The following is a 15,895-nucleotide window of genomic DNA, read 5'->3' as shown; positions in this document are numbered from 1 at the left end:
ATTTCCTTTCTGATCTTAATTATAATAAAAAACAAAAGCACAAGCCAGAAAATACAATAATTTGTTAGTTTTAAATAAAATTAATTATGTAAAGCTATATTTTGAAATTATAATTTTATAATAATCAAAATGCAACCAAGCAAAAGCAAATTTCAAACCATAAATTGTATGTTAAAATATGATAGCGAATTTGGGGGAGTGATTTTTTGGCAACTCAGCTGATTGAAAATAAATTAAAACTTTTACCAGCTAAGCCTGGCTGTTACTTAATGAAAGATGTAAATGGCAAGGTTATTTATGTTGGCAAGTCGAAAAATCTTAGGAGTAGAGTACGCTCCTATTTCAAAAGTACTCAAATTGGCAGGAGAGCTGAATTGGTTGAAGATATTCGTGATTATGATATTATCACAGTTTCAACTGATAAAGAGGCATTTTTACTTGAGGTCACGCTCATCAAGAAATACCAGCCATATTACAATGTGCAATTAAAACAAGGAACCGGGTATCCATATATTGAGATTACTAATGAACGTGATCCACAAACTAAGTTAACCAGCATCATTAGAAAAGATGGAGGCTATTATTTTGGACCGTATCCTAATGTTTATGCTGCACAAGCGACCCTTAAGTTTATTCAAAAAGTTTTTCCTCTAAGACGTTGCCATGGCAAGCAGGGCAGACCCTGTTTGTATTATCATATGGGACAGTGTTTGGGAGCATGTTTTAAAACAGTACCAAAGTCAGTCTATGAAGCACAAGTAAAAAAGATTAAGAGCTTTTTAAACGGTGACATAGCCTGGGTAAAGAAAGATCTTAACGGAAAAATGACAGCTGCCTCTCAAAACCTTGAATTTGAGCGAGCAGCTGAAATTCGTGATCAGCTTAATTACATTGAAGAAACTGTCGAGAAGCAAAAAATTATTTCGAATGACAATACTCAACGTGACATATTTAATTTTTATGTTGATAAATCATGGATAGCCATTCAAATTTTCTTTTTAAGACAAGCTAAGCTGCTCAGAAGCGAAACTAGGATGTATCCACTGACAGATACTAATGATCCAGAGGATACTTTTGCATCCTTTATTGTTCAATTTTACGGGCAAAAGAATAGAATACTGCCAAAAGAAGTTCTTGTACCTGCCAAAATCGATAATGAGGCGCTAAGTGAAGTTTTACATGTACCGGTGAGAACGCCAAAAAGAGGGCAAAAGCGATCTTTATTAAATATGGCAAAAGACAATGCCAAAATCAAGCTGGACGAAAAATTTCGTCTGCTGGAATTAGGCAATAGAAAAACTAAGGGAGCACAGAAAGAAATTTTTGATTCCTTGGGGTTGCCTTATGGTCACGTCATTGAAAGTTTCGACCATTCACATATTCAAGGGGCTGATCCGGTTTCGGCATTAGTTGTTTTTAAAGATGGTGAACCAGATAAAAATTCATATCGTAAGTATAAATTAAAGGGTGAAGTTGAGCACCAAAATGGTGGCGATGAAGTCCGTAATACTCGTGAAGTTGTTCGCAGGAGATATAGCAGACTGCTTAAGGAACACAAACCAATGCCAGATCTAATTTTGATGGATGGTGGTCAAATTCAAGTAGATGCTTGTGAAGATATTCTACGCAATGAGCTGAACCTTAATATTCCAGTTGCTGGTATGGTCAAAGATAACAAGCACAGAACCAACCATCTTTTGTATGGAGATCCGATTAATGGTGTGCCCTTAAAATTAATACCCTTGGATCCAAAATCTCAGGGCTTCTATTTAATGACTAGAATTCAGGATGAAGTACACCGCTTTGCAATTACCTTCCACAGGAGGACTCATGCTAAAAATGCTTTATCGAGCAAACTTGATTCCATTAAGGGAATCGGTCCAAAAAGTAGAAATAAGCTTTTACGAAAATTTGGCTCTTTGAAAAAAATTAAAGAGGCCTCAATTGATGAATTACGTTCTGCCGGATTAACATTGCCCCAGGCTCAGACAGTTAAATTGACCTTGTAATATTGATTTTTACCGCAATTGACCAAACTTTTTGTGGTATAGTAATATGGTTAAGAAAGACGGAAGGAGAATCTAGATGCCTACATTTGTCGATCAAACTAAGATTGAAGTCCAAGCTGGTAAAGGCGGAGACGGCATGGTTGCTTTCCGCCATGAAAAATATGTTCCTAATGGTGGACCTGCCGGTGGCGATGGTGGTCGCGGCGGCAGTATTATTTTTGTTGCTGATAGTGGTTTGAGAACGTTAATGGACTTTCGCTATCGCCGTAAGTTCAAGGCAGAAAATGGTGAAGATGGTCGGATAAAGTCTCAATATGGTCGAGGAGCTAAGGATTTATACCTTAAAGTTCCCATTGGAACGACTGTTTATGACTTTGAAACCAATGAAGAAATTGGTGATCTAACTGAAAATAAACAAGAACTGGTTGTAGCACATGGTGGTAAAGGTGGACGAGGCAATATTCACTTTGCAACTAGTGTTAACACAGCTCCTGAAATTGCTGAAAATGGTGAACCTGGTGAAGACCGAGTATTGCGCTTAGAACTAAAGGTTTTAGCAGATGTTGGTCTAGTAGGCTTTCCTTCTGTTGGCAAGTCAACTTTGTTATCAGTTGTAACCAAAGCTAAACCCAAGATAGCTGCTTATTCTTTTACGACTTTAACGCCAAATTTGGGTATGGTTATTTTACCTGACGGTCGTGATTTTTCGATGGCTGATTTACCTGGCTTAATTGAAGGAGCTAGTCATGGTGTTGGTCTTGGCATACAATTTTTACGTCACATTGAAAGAACAAAGGTGATTTTGCACTTGGTTGCGATGGATCCTGCTAATGGTAGGGACGCGCTCCGAGATTACCAGACAATTCGTCAGGAACTATTGACTTATGACAAAGATCTAAAGAATAGACGAGAAATAATTGTCGCAACTCAAATGGATATTCCCGGTGCCAATGAAAAATTAGAGCAATTTAAAAAAGATTTGAAAACTAAGAAAATTCAAACTCCTGTTTATGCTATTTCAAGTGTGACGCATAAAGGAATTGAGCAGTTAATGCAGGATACTGCAGCTGTAGTAGAGCAGGTTGAAAAAGAACGAGCAATGCAGAAACCAAAGCCTGTTCAAGAAGTAAAAGAATATAAATATCAGGCAAGACAAAAGAATGATTTTACTATCACAAAACTGGAAGATCATGTTTTTGAGATTAAAGGTGAAAACCTGGAAAGATTAGTGGAACGGACAAATCTTGACTATCAGGATGGTGTTATGAGATTGGCTCGGAAACTTAAAAATCTGGGAGTAGATGATGCTCTGCGTGAAAAAGGAGCCGTTGACGGCGATGATGTAATAATTGGCTCATTCAACTTTGAATTTGTCCAATAATAAATAGAAAAGTTTTGAAAAAATGGCAAAAAATCGATACATTACAGGATATTCTGGACTTAGAGCTTTGGCAGTAATCGGCGTGATTCTATATCACTTCGATCCTAATACTTTTGTGGGCGGATATCTTGGCGTACCGATTTTTTTTGTTTTATCAGGTTACCTGGTAACTTGCCAAATACTAAAGTCATATGAAGAAAAGGGCTTTTATAATAATAAAAAGTTTTATTTGAGTAGAATTAAAAAAATATATCCACCATTGATTGCAGTACTATGGCTTTCTGCAGCATATATTGTTTTATTTCAACGTAATTTACTTGTCAAACTAGGTCAAATAGTTATGGCCAATTTGTTCAACGTTTATAATTTTTGGCAGATTTTAAATGGTCAAAGTTACTTTGAGCGCTTTGCCGCCAACGAATCTCCGTTTGTCCATTTGTGGACAATGTCAATTAACGGTCAGTTTTATATACTATGGCCAATAGTTATTTTTTTGTTAGTGAAATATGGCAAAAAAAGAAAAAACATTTTTAGTATTTTACTAATTTTATCTGCACTTTCAGCAGTTGAAATGGCAATAATGTTTAGCGCCAAGGTTGATGTTAATCGCATTTATTACGGTACAGACACTAGATTCTTTTCTTTGGGCCTAGGGGCAGCTCTTGCTGTGATTTGGCCACTAAATAAGTTGAAGAGCAATATCAAGCGCAATGATTCTATTACGTTAGATATTATTGGTCTGATTTCTTTTTGTGAAATGATATTTTTGTTTCTTTCTCCCGTAATGAATGCGGAGAATGCATTTACATACTTGGGCGGAATGTTTTTGTTCACGTTGTTTACAACAATATTGGTGGGTGTGATTGCTCATCCAGGAAGCCACTGGAATAAATGGTTAACTAATCCTATTTTTAATTGGATTGGTTCGAGAAGTTATGAAATTTATCTTTATCAGTTTCCAGTAATGATCTTTTTTGAGGATAAAGTTTCCAATATGGCAGATCATGTTTTGCTTTATCGTTTTATTGAGCTAGTTTTAATAGTTATTTTAAGTGAGCTTGCATATAGATTGGTAGAACGACCATGTGGCAAAATTTCCTGGCCAAAAATTAAAAAATATTTGCAACAGATTTTTGATAAAAAAGCAAAAAATTATTTTCAAAAAGCGAAAGCGGTTTTCACAGGCTTGATTTTTTTAACTGGTAGCATTGCAATTTTAATTTCTCCTGCTGCAAAGGCTCAGAATTTCAGTCAAAGCCAGCTGGCACGCAGAATCAGAGCAAATCGTAAACAACAAAGAAAAGATAATAATGAGTTAATTAAGGAATACCAAAAAATTAGTCCGAGAGAGCAAAAAAAAGCTAAACTAATAAAGGAAGCTAAACAAGCAGCAAAGAAACATCCAATAAAAAAATCTTTTGAGAAATATGGTATTTCACAAATTGAAATTCAATTAGCACGTAAAATTGATTTAACTGCTATTGGCGATTCAGTTATGGCGGGCTCTAGTAATGATTTGAAAGATTTGTTGCCTAAGGCTGTGATTGATGCGGCTATTTCACGTCAACTGAATGTTTCATTCGCTTTACTAAAGCATTATCAGAATGAAAAGGCTTTAGGAAAGAATGTCTTAATAGGTTTAGGTACTAATGGTCCTTTTAAAATGTCTGATATAGATGATTTAATGAAGCAGTTAGGACATAAAAGACAGGTATTTTGGATAAATACTTATGTACCGGCTAAACCCTGGCAAAATGAGGTAAATAACTTATTGAATGAAGCTGCAAAAAAATACCATAATTTTAAAGTGATTAATTGGCATTCATATGCAGAAAAGCATCCAAGTTGGTTTTACGAAGATAAAACGCACCCAACACCAATAGGGTCAAAGCATTACAGTGCTTTAATTGTTAAAAAAGTAGTAGAAAATGCTAAGTATTAGATAGGTAGAGTATGGAGTTACAATTTTTAGGAACTGGAGCAGGACAACCTTCGAAGAAACGTAATGTATCAAGTATTGCTCTAAAAATGCTTGATGAGATCAATGAAATTTGGTTATTTGATGTGGGAGAAGCAACACAACATCAAATTTTACGAACAAATATTAGATTGCGTAAAGTCACTAAAATATTTATTTCCCATAATCATGGGGATCATATTTTTGGCTTGCCAGGATTGTTAGCAACAAGATCATTTCAAGGGGATGTTGGGCCGATTACAATATACGGTCCGGCAGGCTTAGAGCAATTTGTACGAACAGCTTTGAAAATTTCACGAACAAAAATTAGCTATCCTATTAAGTTTGTTGTATTAGAAGAAGGTGGTTTGATTTTTCATGGAAATGGCTTTAAAGTTTATACAGAAAAATTGGCCCATCGTGTACCTAGTTTTGGCTTTCGGGTAGTTGAAGATGATCATCCGGGAGAACTTTTAATGGCTAAACTAGCGCAATATAATGTACCTAATGGCCCATTACTTGGTAAACTTAAAAATGGTGAAAAAATTGTTCTGGATAATGGTACTATATTAGATGGAAATGATTTTTTGGGTCCTAACAAAAAAGGTAGAATTGTTACTATTATTTATGACACACGGGCAACTCCTGCAATTGCACAATTAGCACAGAATGCGGATGTTTTGGTACATGAATCTACTTTTGCCGGTAATGAGGCAGATTTAGCTCATTCATATTATCATTCTACGGCAGTAGAAGCAGCAAAAATTGCGCGTGATAATAATGTAAAACGTTTATATTTAAATCATATTTCCGCTAGATATTTAGGTGTTAAAGCCAAAAAATTGGAAAATCAGGCACAAAAAATATTTGCAAATACTAGATTAGCTAATGATTTCGACCGAATTGTAATTCCGATGAAAGGAGAAAAAGATGAGTGATTCTCTTAGAAATAAAGTGGTTGTAATAACAGGTGCTTCAAGTGGAATAGGCCATTCTATTGCACTGGAAAGTGCTGGCAGGGGAGCAACTGTTATTTTAATTGCCCGAAATAAAGCAAAACTGGAAAAGGTAGCTTCTGAAGCACACGAACTGTCAGGGGCCGATTCCTACACAATAGTGACTGATATGAGTCAAAGCGACCAGATAGATGCTGCTTTTACTAAAATTATCAAATTAACCAAACATGTTGACTATTTAGTCAATTGCGCGGGTTTTGGCAAATTTGAAAACTTTGTAGAATCAAACCGCCGCGAAGTTACAGCCATGTTTCAAGTTAATGTTTTAGGATTAATGTATTTTAGTCGTTTAGTTGGTCGACTAATGATGGAACAAAAGTCCGGACAGATTATTAATATTGGTTCAATTGCAGGAAAGGTTCCGACTGTAAAATCAGCAGCATACAGTGCATCAAAAGCAGCTGTAATTCAGTTTTCAAATGTTTTGCGTTTGGAGTTAAAGCCATTTGGAGTTAAGGTTATGACGGTTAATCCAGGACCCGTTTACACTAATTTCTTTAATATTGCTGATAAAAGCGGGCATTATGCTGAAAGCGTACAAAAATTTGTGCTGGATCCGGATGATGTTGCTTGGCAAGTAGTTCATTTCTTTGGCAGTAATAAGCGCGAGCTTAATTTACCAGTGAGTTTGGCAATTTTAGCTAAATTGTATAACCTATTCCCAACGATAGGTGATGAATTGTCGCTGAAGTTTGCTTCCAGAAAGTAGTGCAGAGTATGAAAAGTAAAACAAAGCAGATTAAGCTCATTTTTACATTGATTTTAACCTTATTGGCAGTAATTTTTGTTGTTTTAAATACGAATAATGTTGCCATTAACTTTGGCTTATTTCAATTTAAATTACCTTTGATCATAATTTTAGTATTGATGATCATTATCGGAGTCCTAATTGGTTATTTTTGGGGTTCTTATGGTCATAATCAAGACAAGAATAACTAATATAGCTTGATTTATTTGGGATACAATAGTATCATTAACAAACGTGAAGTATTTTGGGTACTTTTAAGTAACCTAAAATCGTAATTTTACAAAAAAGGAGATCAGTTAAATGGCAGTTCCTAAAAGACATACTTCTAAGCAAAAGAAACGTTCACGTCGTGGTCATATTAAGTTAACTGTACCAGCAATGCACTATGATGCAACCACTGGTGAATATCGCTTAAGCCACCGCGTTTCACCTAAAGGATATTACAAGGGTCGTCAAGTTGTTAGTCAAACTAACTCAAACGACAATCAATAATTAAAAGACACCAAAAGCGGGTGTCTTTTTTATTCTAAAAAATTTGGCAATTCTTTATCTAGGAAGAGGAAAAGGTGAAATGAAACTCGTCTTCTTACATTCAAGTGATATTCATGGCTATATTATGTCTACTGACTATCAAGAGCAAAATGCTTATTCTGCTCCTTTGGGACTAGCCAGACTGAGCAGCATAATAAAGCAGCAGCGAAATAAATATGGTGCTGAAAATGTGATTGTGACCGATTCTGGTGATTGTCTTCAAGGTTCACCTTTAGCAGCTTATGTACATGAGTCCAATAATGATGCCAATTTAAAAGCATTTGCAGACTGCTATAACCTGATTAATTATGATGCAAGATGTTTAGGCAATCACGATTTTAATTTTGGATTAAGCTATTTGAAAAAATATTTAGCTTATAGTAAAGCCCCTTTTTTAAATAGTAATGTATTGGCTAAGAAAAATAATCTGCCAGCTTTTGGACAAGACTATATCATTATCAATAAAAACGGCATAAAGGTGGGAATTATTGGTATTACTACACAACGAGTGCCTTTATGGGAACCGGCAGATCATGTTGCAGGATTAAAGTTTAAGTCTGCTTTTGAGCGGGTTAAGCAGATAACAACTTTTTTAAGGCCTAAAGTCGATGTCTTAGCCGTGCTTTATCATGGCGGTTTTGAAGCTGATATTCATAATGGAGTACGTAAAGAGCCACAAACAGGAGAAAATGAAGGATATCGTATTTTACAGGAAATTCCTGATATTGATGTAATGCTGACAGGGCATCAGCACCGCAGGCTAAATATCGTAGACCATAAAACTGCCATTGTACAACCAGGTTATCGCGGAGAAGCGATTGGTAAGATAGTGTTGGATATTGATAAGCAAAGCAAGAAAATAAAGTCAATGTCTACTGAATTGATCGATGCTCAAGACTATGAACCCGATCGCAAAATTAATGTTTCCAGTTTATCGTTGGAGCAGCAGGCACAAAAATGGCTTGACCAGCCAATTGCTTATTTAGATGAACCTGCTCTTATTTTAAATGCTGATGAAGCTAGGATTAAGGGTTCACCGTTTATTAATTTATTGCAAGACATGCAATTGTATTTTACAAAAGCTGATATCTCAGCAACAGCATTGATGAGTGAAACAGCTCAAGGGTTTAATAAAAAAGTTTCAATGCGTGATATTTTGCTGAATTATCCTTTTGCAAATCAGTTATGTATAGTTAAAGTAACTGGTAAGGAATTACGCGATATCGTCGAATATTCACTGAAATTTTTAATTAAAGATAACAGGGGCAAAATTACGTTTGCCCCTCAGTATCGCAATCAGCTTTTTAACTTTGATGTTTTTTACCCGCTTAATTATGAAGCCAGTATTGCAAGACCTATTGGCAATCGTTTAATTAAGCTTGAATTAAACGGACAGCCAATTTCAGAGCAAAATAATTATCACTTAGCCGTTAATAATTATCGTGCTATGGGCGGTGGCTTTTACCCAGTTTACAACATTAATAAGATTGAAAAAATTCTGGATAAAGACTATGTGGAAATGTTCAAAGAATTTCTGACTAAGGGTCATCCAAAGGTTAATTTATCACACAATTATCGTTTTAAATAAATAAAAGTGTCTGGGAAAAAAGCGCTCTTTGAAGTTAAATCAAAAAATTTTACAATATAAAAAGACCGGCAAATCAACGTTTTATTGACGTGATTTGTCAGCCTTTTTAGTTAGGTTAGAGTTTTTTTCCAGACTCTTAGTTATTTAAGTTTAGAATACTTACTTTTGTCTTTATGAGAATGTGCTGTAATTGTGGGAATAATGGCTGCAAATAACAAGCCAAAAATCAAACCGACAATAGCAGCTTCACTTAGATTAAAAACATGTTGGGTTAAAGGAGCAGCAATAAAACCTACAATTAACATGTAAACTACGCTCCAGCAAATAGTTACGATATAACGACCCATAGCGTTTCCTTCTTTCATACCCTAGAATTTTAACAAATAATATGCAGGTTTTCAATCCAAAAGATAGCTTTTTGGTATACTAATTTATATGGAAGGTGACTCGAATATGAAATACGCTGCATTGCAAAACCTTAGCTCGTTTACTCTTTTAGACAGTCCAGTAAAAATTAAAGATTTACTGACTACTGCAAAGGAATTGGGTTATGGAGCTGTAGGTTTAACTGATATTAACGTAACCTATGGCTTAGTTAATTTTTTTGAAGTTGCTCAAAAAGTTGGTATTAAACCACTTTTAGGGATGCAATTAAGGCTAAGTGGATTAATTGACAGTGCTCACCAATATGATCTTATCGCTTTAGCAAAGACTGATGAGGGTTATCGAAATATCTTGCGTTTATCAAGTAGAATTAACCTTTTGACAGACAACGGCAATAAACAAAAAATTTTAACTATTGCAGATTTGACCAAAGATTTAAATGATTTGATATTTATCATACCGGCAAATTTGCATAGTGAATTATTAAACTTGCAAATGCAAAATGAATCTTTAGGAACAGATTTTTTGCGTCAGTTAGTTAGCTTAATTCCTAAATCTAGTTCCTTATACATCGGAGTCTATGGCAGTGAAAAGCAGGAAAATTATATTCAATATGTCAGAGCGCTATCAAAACAGTTTGATTTACCACTAGTTAGCGTTGAGGACACCTGTTATTTAAAACCTCGTGATCAATTTTTACGTAAAACTTTACAAGCTATTAAAAAAGGCGAAGTTTTACAAGATATTACAGATTTGGCTAAACAATCTGGCTCACATTATTTGCCTGCTATTGAGGAATTGAGCGAACGCTATCATAAATTAGGTTTAGATGAAGCTTTAGAAAACACAGAAAAAATCGCCTCTGTCTGCAATGCTAAAATTATATTTCAAACCCCAGTTTTGCCTAAATTTAAGCAGGACCAATATTCAACTTCCAAGGATTTTCTGCAATTTTTGGCTCAAAAAGGTTTACAAAGTCGCTTTGGTCAACGAAAAGTTCCTGCTAATTATCAAAAACAGCTAAATTATGAATTACAAGTAATAGATCAAATGGGCTTTAACGATTACTTTTTGATTGTTTGGGATGTTGTAAATTACTGTCATCGAGTAGGGATTACGATGGGTCCAGGCAGAGGATCAGCTTGTGGCTCGTTAGTTTCGTATTCTTTAAATATTACAGAGGTTGATCCAATTAAATATAACTTGCTTTTTGAGCGTTTTTTAAATCCTGCCAGACATGAAATGCCAGATATTGATTTGGATATACCAGATAATCGTCGTGATGATGTCATAAAATATATGTTTAATAAATACGGCATGGATCATGCTGCTCAGATTCTCACGTTTGGGACTTTGGCAGCTAAGCAGGTTTTGCGAGATACTGGCAGAGTATTTGGTCTTCAAGAAATGCAATTAAGTGAGTGGTCTAAAAGCGTACCTTTCGCAAAAGGCAAAATAAGTCTGGCTCAGGCTTATAAAGACTCCAAAAAAATGCAAATGCTGGTGAACGCAAATGACATCAACAAGTTGCTTTATGCAACAGCAAGTGGCTTGGAAGGCTTGCCACGCCACTATTCAATTCATGCTGCCGGTTTAGTCCTTAGCGATAATTCTATTGCCGCCATTGCCGGCTTGCAGTCTGGGCAATTGGGAATACCGATAACTCAGCAAACCAAAAAATATGTCGAATCATTGGGATTGTTAAAGATAGATTTTTTAGGTTTAAGAAATTTAACTATTCTTGGCGATACGGAGAAAATGATCCGCGAGCAAGGAAAAAAGATCGATGTTAATCAGATCCCTCTAGATGATCCAGCTACTTTAAGTATTTTTCAAAAGGGTGAAACAGAACTCGTCTTTCAATTTGAATCAGGCGGAATACGCAATGTTCTGCGAGAATTGCATCCAGACAATTTTGAAGATTTAGTAGCGGTTAACGCGCTTTATCGTCCGGGTCCAATGCAGAATATCAAGAATTTTATTGCGCGTAAAAAAGGCACTCAGAAAGTCACATACCCTGATCCCAGCTTAAAACCGATTTTGGCTTCGACATACGGTATTTTGGTTTATCAGGAACAAGTGATGCAGACTGCTCGTGTTATGGCTGGCTTTTCTTTAGGAGAAGCCGATATTTTACGCAGAGCAATGTCAAAAAAAGATCAAAAGGTTATTGAACAGGAAAAATCTAAGTTTATTACTGGAGCAGTAAAAAACGGGCGGACTGTTCAGGTTGCAACCCGTGTGTACGACTACATTGAACAATTTGCTAATTATGGTTTCAACCGTTCACATGCTGTTGCTTATACAATGATCGCATTTTGGCTAGCATACTTACAGGTTCATTATCCTGCTGAATTTTATGCTTCTATGCTTAACTCGAATATTGGCAATCAAAATAAAGCTAATGAATATATAATGCGCGCACAAGAAGATGGCGTTAAAATTTTGCCACCTGATATTAACAAAAGTGATTTAGCTTATCAGGTAATTGATGGACATATTTTAGTGGGTTTGCGTGCAATTAAAGGAATTAGAATGGATTTTCTTAAAGAAATAGTTGCCAAGCGACAAGCCCAACACTTTGATTCTCTTAGCAATTTTTTACGTCAGATTGATCCCAAATTTATTAAAGCCAACAGCATTACGAATGTAGTCGAATCTTTGATCAAATCGGGTTGCTTTGACCGACTTAACAAAAATCGTAACGAGCTATTACAAAATTGCTCTGAAATAATTGAAAACGTTAAATTAACTGGAGAAAATCTTGCTTTATCAGAAGGGTTAGGTGGCGTTCCCATTAAGCCCGCTGAAGAACCTAGCAAACAAGAAATGGCTCTAATGGAGGAGAAAACTTTAGGTTTCTCTACTTTAACGTCCCCATTAATTACTGTACAAAAATATGCCCAAAAGTTTAATGCCAAGCCGCTAAATGAATTTGAAATACATGATGGGGGAATAGCTGTTGGCAAACTAATGTCATTAAAACTAGTGAGGACCAAAAAGGGTCAAACAATGGCTTTTGGCAGTTTTGCTGACACAAACAGTAAGCAGGATATTGTAATTTTCCCTAATGTTTATGATAAAATTCAATCGAATTTAAAGGAGGGTAATATTTATTTATTAGGCATTAAAGTTCAAAATGATCGTTTCGACTCTAGTAAAAAACAATATATTCTAACTAATTTAAAAGTTGTAAATTTAAAAGAGTAATTTTTTGAGTAAGCGTAAACAAATAGTTGATGTTAACGCTAACATTGAAAAAGACCGTCAAATCAAGAATTTTAATCATTTTTTGTGAGATTTTTTCATGAAAGAATGTTAAAATTTAGTGGATGTGAGAAATTACACAATAAATCTTGATGAGGTGAATTCATGAAGCGAATTGGAATTTTAACGAGCGGTGGCGATGCTCCTGGCATGAATGCAGCTGTTAGGGCTGTTACCAAAACTGCTATTCATCACGGACTTGGTGTTGTTGGTATTCGTTATGGTTATGCTGGCCTGGTAGCGGGTGACTTTGTTACCTTGACTGCCGAAAACGTTGATCATATGATCAATGTGGGCGGTACTTTTCTATATAGTGCTCGCTACCCTGAGTTTGCACAAAAAGAAGTGCAAGAAAAAGGGGTGGAACAGTTAAAAAAGCATGACATTGATACTGTAATTGTTATCGGTGGTGATGGTTCTTATCATGGTGCACTGGCATTAACTCGTTTGGGGATTAACTCAATTGGTTTGCCAGGAACCATCGATAATGATATTCCCTACACTGAGTATACTATTGGACTTGATACTGCCTGCAATACAGCTATGCAAGCTATCGATAGAATTCGTGATACTGCCAGCAGTCATCATCGTGTTTTTGTCGTTAATGTGATGGGACGCAATTGTGGTGACATAGCTATGCGTGTAGGTTTGGCAAGTGGTGCAGATGCGATTGTTGTTCCAGAAAGAAGTTATGACATTAAAGCAATTGCTGAAAGATTAAAGCGCGGTTTTAAGGATGGCAAAGATAATGGCATTATCATATTAGCCGAAGGTGTCATGGATGCTGCTGATTTTAGAGCTGAACTTTTAAAATACGGTGAATTCGATTGCAGGGCAAATGTTATTGGTCATATGCAGCGTGGTGGTGCGCCAACGGTTACCGATAGGATTAATGCTACAAAGATGGGAAATTATGCGGTCAAGTTACTTCTTGATGGTAAAGGCGGTTTAGCTGTCGGCATGGAGAATGGAAAATTGGAAACCCATGATATTCTTGATCTTTTTGATGAAAAACATGCCAGTGAAGAATCGTTAATTGATATAAATGAAGAAATGACTAAATAATTAGTCGATTTTGAGGAGAATTTTACATAATGAAGAAAACTAAAATTGTTAGTACCTTAGGGCCAGCTTCAAATGATATTGAAACTATTACAGCTTTGGCTAAGTCAGGCGTAAATGTATTTCGTTTCAACTTTTCACATGGTGACCACGCTGAACATCTATCACGGATGAAAATGGTTCGCCAAGTTGAAAAAGAAACTGGTTTAGTACTTGGTATAGCATTGGATACCAAAGGTGCTGAGATTAGAACCACTGATCAAGAAGGTGGCAAGTTTACCATTAATACAGGAGATCAAATTCGAGTATCGATGGATGATTCTAAGCCTGGTAACAAGGACATGATTCATGTTACTTATGAAGGTCTTTATGGTGATACTCACGTTGGTGGTCACGTTTTAATTGATGATGGTTTAGTTGACTTATTAATTAAAGAAAAAGACGAAGAAAAGAAAGAATTAGTTTGTGAAGCTCAAAATACGGGTGTTATCGGTTCTAAGAAGGGTGTTAATGCACCTGGCGTCGAAATTCGCCTCCCAGGAATTACTGAAAAAGATACTGATGACATCAAATTTGGTTTAGCCCATGGTATTAACTTTATCTTTGCCTCGTTTGCGCGTAAGGCACAAGATATTCTTGATATCCGTAAGCTTTGTGAAGATGCTGGCTGTGATTATGTTAAAATTTATCCTAAGATTGAATCACAAGAAGGTATTGATAATGCAGATGAAATTTTACAGGTTTCAGATGGCTTGATGGTTGCTCGTGGTGACATGGGTGTTGAAATTCCATTTATTGATGTGCCATTTGTTCAAAAAGATTTAATCAAGAGGGCAAACGCACTTGGTAAGCCAGTAATTACTGCTACTCAAATGCTTGACTCAATGCAAGAAAATCCTCGTCCAACTCGTGCTGAAGTTTCTGATGTTGCCAATGCAGTTCTTGATGGTACTGATGCCACTATGCTTTCTGGTGAATCCGCAAACGGTTTGTACCCAGTTAAAGCTGTTTCTGCTATGGCTGAAATTGATGAAAGAACTGAACAAGAACTTCTTAAGCGTAATACTCTAGCTCTGCAAAGATTTGAAGAATACAAAGGTTCAAACGTTACTGAAGCTATTGGTGAATCTGTTGTGCGGACAGCACAAGAATTAGGCGTTAAGACTATTATTACGGCTACTAATTCTGGCTATACTGCGAGAATGATTTCCAAGTACCGTCCGAACGCAAATATTTTGGCTTTAACTTTTGATGAAAAGATCCAGCACTCACTTGGTATTTCTTGGGGTGTTCAGCCTTTACTGACTGATAAACCAAATTCTACTGATGATATGTTTGATCTAGCAGCTAAAGTTGCCAAAGAACAAGGCTACGTTAAAGATGGCGATCTTGTCATTATCGTTGCTGGTGTACCCGTTGGCGACTCAGGCACAACCAATTTGATGAAACTACAGATTATCGGCAGCAAGCTAGCTCAGGGACTTGGCGTTGGTAATGGTTCTGTTGTTGGTAAAACAGTTGTTGTTAACAGTGCTGAAGAAGCTATTAGCAAGGTTAAAGAAGGAGATATCATGGTCGCCAAAACTACTGATCCTGATTACATGCCTGCAATTAAGAAGGCTTCAGGTTTAGTTGTTGAAGCATCTGGTTTGACTTCACACGCAGCTGTTGTTGGTTTATCATTAGGAATTCCGGTTGTAGTTGGAGTTACTGATGCAACAGAAAAGATTGGCAGTGGTATTACTATTACTGTTGATGCTCGTCGTGGTGCTATTTATCAAGGAGAAGTTTCAAATCTTTAATTAAAATTACGAGTTAAAATAGCCAGTGCTTGTTACTGGCTATTTTTGTATGATTTAAATTTTAGGAAAAATCAGTAGCAAATTTAGATTGACTAATGTCAATTTATTCCTTTAAAATGATATACTTGTTATCAGATCCCATTCTAGATG

12 protein-coding genes are annotated in these 15,895 nt (G+C 36.0%); 11 read left to right on the top strand and 1 reads right to left on the bottom strand.

All coding sequences use genetic code 11. The features are described from left to right. Positions 1–206: 206 nt before the first annotated feature. The 8 genes from uvrC (at position 207) to LDM92_RS01895 (ending at position 9,230) form a co-directional block, all read left to right on the top strand. Complete coding sequence (uvrC, locus tag LDM92_RS01930; RefSeq protein WP_223901806.1) at positions 207–2,009, top strand: excinuclease ABC subunit UvrC; 1,803 nt, start codon at positions 207–209, stop codon at positions 2,007–2,009. 76 nt (positions 2,010–2,085) lie between these two features. After that, positions 2,086–3,390 carry a GTPase ObgE gene (obgE, locus tag LDM92_RS01925; RefSeq protein WP_223901805.1) on the top strand — a complete coding sequence of 435 codons (1,305 nt, stop codon included), beginning with the start codon at positions 2,086–2,088 and terminating at the stop codon, positions 3,388–3,390. A 22-nt stretch (positions 3,391–3,412) separates the two neighbouring features. Beyond that, on the top strand, positions 3,413–5,332 hold the full coding sequence (locus LDM92_RS01920; protein ID WP_223901804.1) for an acyltransferase family protein: 1,920 nt from the start codon (positions 3,413–3,415) through the stop codon (positions 5,330–5,332). An 11-nt stretch (positions 5,333–5,343) separates the two neighbouring features. Further along, positions 5,344–6,285: a ribonuclease Z gene (gene rnz, locus LDM92_RS01915; protein ID WP_223901803.1), complete on the top strand. Its 942-nt coding sequence runs from the start codon at positions 5,344–5,346 to the stop codon at positions 6,283–6,285. Further along, positions 6,278–7,072 (top strand): SDR family NAD(P)-dependent oxidoreductase, encoded by a 795-nt coding sequence (locus LDM92_RS01910; RefSeq protein ID WP_223901802.1) that lies wholly within the window; start codon positions 6,278–6,280, stop codon positions 7,070–7,072. Before rnz ends, LDM92_RS01910 begins: the two co-directional genes overlap by 8 nt. An 8-nt stretch (positions 7,073–7,080) precedes the next feature. Continuing rightward, on the top strand, positions 7,081–7,302 hold the full coding sequence (locus LDM92_RS01905; RefSeq protein WP_034979276.1) for a lipopolysaccharide assembly protein LapA domain-containing protein: 222 nt from the start codon (positions 7,081–7,083) through the stop codon (positions 7,300–7,302). A gap of 109 nt (positions 7,303–7,411) precedes the next feature. Next, positions 7,412–7,603, top strand: a complete 192-nt coding sequence (gene rpmF / locus LDM92_RS01900; protein WP_034979275.1) for a 50S ribosomal protein L32 — start codon at positions 7,412–7,414, stop codon at positions 7,601–7,603. 79 nt (positions 7,604–7,682) lie between these two features. Continuing rightward, the gene (locus tag LDM92_RS01895; RefSeq protein WP_223901801.1) at positions 7,683–9,230 is read left to right on the top strand and encodes a bifunctional metallophosphatase/5'-nucleotidase; all 1,548 of its coding nucleotides are present in this window, start codon (positions 7,683–7,685) and stop codon (positions 9,228–9,230) included. 140 nt (positions 9,231–9,370) lie between these two features. On the opposite strand, the gene LDM92_RS01890 is transcribed toward LDM92_RS01895, so the two are convergent. After that, positions 9,371–9,577, bottom strand: coding sequence for a YjzD family protein (locus LDM92_RS01890; protein ID WP_034979269.1), 207 nt, complete (start codon positions 9,575–9,577; stop codon positions 9,371–9,373). Between the two features lie 106 nt (positions 9,578–9,683). Here LDM92_RS01890 and LDM92_RS01885 point away from each other — a divergent pair, with 106 nt between their 5' ends. The 3 genes from LDM92_RS01885 (at position 9,684) to pyk (ending at position 15,745) form a co-directional block, all read left to right on the top strand. Then, positions 9,684–12,824, top strand: a complete 3,141-nt coding sequence (locus LDM92_RS01885) for a DNA polymerase III subunit alpha (RefSeq protein ID WP_223901800.1) — start codon at positions 9,684–9,686, stop codon at positions 12,822–12,824. Positions 12,825–12,986: 162 nt separating this feature from the next. Then, entirely contained in the window at positions 12,987–13,946 is a 960-nt protein-coding gene (gene pfkA / locus LDM92_RS01880) for a 6-phosphofructokinase (RefSeq protein WP_223901799.1), read from the top strand. A gap of 29 nt (positions 13,947–13,975) precedes the next feature. Continuing rightward, positions 13,976–15,745: a pyruvate kinase gene (pyk, locus tag LDM92_RS01875; protein WP_223901798.1), complete on the top strand. Its 1,770-nt coding sequence runs from the start codon at positions 13,976–13,978 to the stop codon at positions 15,743–15,745. Positions 15,746–15,895: the final 150 nt, after the last annotated feature.

This window comes from Lactobacillus laiwuensis (genome assembly GCF_019972835.1).
GTDB classification, from domain to species: Bacteria; Bacillota; Bacilli; order Lactobacillales; family Lactobacillaceae; genus Lactobacillus; species Lactobacillus laiwuensis.
Note: the sequence above shows the minus strand (reverse complement) of the source record. Positions and strands in the feature narration are given on the sequence as shown.